The following is a 1,751-nucleotide window of genomic DNA, read 5'->3' on the forward strand; positions in this document are numbered from 1 at the left end:
TGGAAGACGACGCGTTGGGATTTTTTAAGAAATCATCCACATCACATGCTCGCTTAAACGTCCCTGCTTTGGTGCAGGTGGCGGCGCTGGCTATTATCATGATCCGCTGTCTCGATCTGTTGATGATTTTTAATACGCTTGGGTTTCGTGGAACCAGTGAGTTTATTCATCGCAGTGTGCAGACTTGGAATTTGACGCTGGTGTTTCTGGGCAGTCTGGTGCTGCTATTTATCGAAATTTACTGCGCATTTTCGCTGGTAAAAGGACGGAACTGGGCACGCTGGATCTATCTGTTGACCCAGATTATCGCCAGCGTCTATCTGTGGGCTGCTTCGTTGGGCTACGGATATCCAGAATTGTTCAGCATTGCGGGGGAGTCCAGACGCGAAATCCTGCATACGCTGGTGATGCAAAAACTGCCGGATATGCTGGTATTGCTGCTGCTGTTTGTTCCTGCGTCCAGCAGGCGGTTCTTCCGTTTGCAATAACGTGTATAATCTTGGCCCCCGGTTAATTTGTAGGTCTTTGTATGCAGTGCGCACTATATGACGCCGAACGCTGCCGCTCCTGTCAGTGGATAACACAGCCTGTCGCCGATCAACTCTTCGAAAAAACAGCCGAGCTGCAGAATCTGCTGGCCGAGTATCCGGTCGGAGAATGGTGCGCGCCGGTCAGTGGTCCGGAAAGCGCGTTTCGTAATAAAGCCAAAATGGTAGTCAGCGGCAGCGTGGAAAAACCGCTGCTGGGAATGCTGCATCGTGACGGTACGCCTGAGGATTTGTGCGACTGTCCGCTCTATCCTGAGTCTTTTGCGCCCGTATTTGCCGCGCTTAAGCCGTTTATCGCTCGGGCGGGGCTGACGCCCTATAACGTGGCGCGCAAACGCGGGGAGCTGAAATATCTGCTGTTAACGGAAAGCAGATTCGATGGCGGTATGATGCTGCGTTTTGTCCTGCGTTCTGACGCAAAACTGGCACAGCTGCGCGCGGCGCTACCCTGGTTGCAGGCACAACTCCCACAGTTAAAAGTGATCACTGCCAATATTCAGCCGGTGCATATGGCGATTATGGAAGGGGAGACAGAAATCTTCCTGACGGAACAACAGGCGCTGGCGGAACGCTTTAACGATGTGCCGTTGTGGATCCGCCCGCAGAGTTTCTTCCAGACCAATCCGGTGGTAGCGGGGCAGTTATATGCCACGGCGCGTGACTGGGTGCGTCAGCTTCCGGTTAATCACATGTGGGATTTGTTTTGCGGCGTCGGGGGTTTTGGTCTGCACTGTGCTACACCGCAAATGAAACTGACGGGGATTGAAATCGCGCCAGAAGCGATTACCTGCGCGAAGCAGTCAGCGCAGGAGCTTGGGTTGCAGAATCTGCATTTTCAGGCGCTGGATTCAACCCAGTTTGCTACCGCTCAGGGCGAAGTACCTGACCTGGTGCTGGTGAATCCGCCGCGTCGCGGGATTGGAAAGCCGCTGTGCGATTTTCTCTCCCGCATGGCACCGCGTTATATCGTTTATTCCAGCTGTAATGCGCAAACCATGGCGAAGGATATTCGTGAGTTGCCCGGGTATCGCATTGAACGCGTCCAACTTTTCGATATGTTCCCACACACCGCGCACTATGAAGTGCTAACGCTGCTCAGCCGACAATAACTGCCATGCCTGATGGCGCTTCGCTTATCAGGCCTACGGAGATATGCAGGGCTGTAGCAATGTAGGCCGGATAAGGCGTTTACGCCGCATCCGG

Annotated in this window: 2 protein-coding genes; both read left to right on the top strand. The window is 53.7% G+C overall.

Going from position 1 to position 1,751, the window contains the following annotated elements:
- On the top strand, window positions 1–488 hold a 488-nt coding region (locus FDW94_RS14375), incomplete at its 5' end, for a YbjO family protein (RefSeq protein ID WP_249358526.1).
- Window positions 489–529: 41 nt separating this feature from the next.
- Complete coding sequence (gene rlmC, locus FDW94_RS14380; RefSeq protein WP_137377791.1) at window positions 530–1,657, top strand: 23S rRNA (uracil(747)-C(5))-methyltransferase RlmC; 1,128 nt, start codon at window positions 530–532, stop codon at window positions 1,655–1,657.
- Window positions 1,658–1,751 lie beyond the last annotated feature (94 nt).

This window comes from Citrobacter sp. wls757, from assembly GCF_005280935.1.
Classification (GTDB): domain Bacteria; phylum Pseudomonadota; class Gammaproteobacteria; order Enterobacterales; family Enterobacteriaceae; genus Citrobacter; species Citrobacter portucalensis.

Coding starts and splice junctions, on each gene's coding strand:
- rlmC (WP_137377791.1), top strand. CDS start 530: ATGCAGTGCGCACTATATGACGCCGAACGCTGCCGCTCCTGTCAGTGG.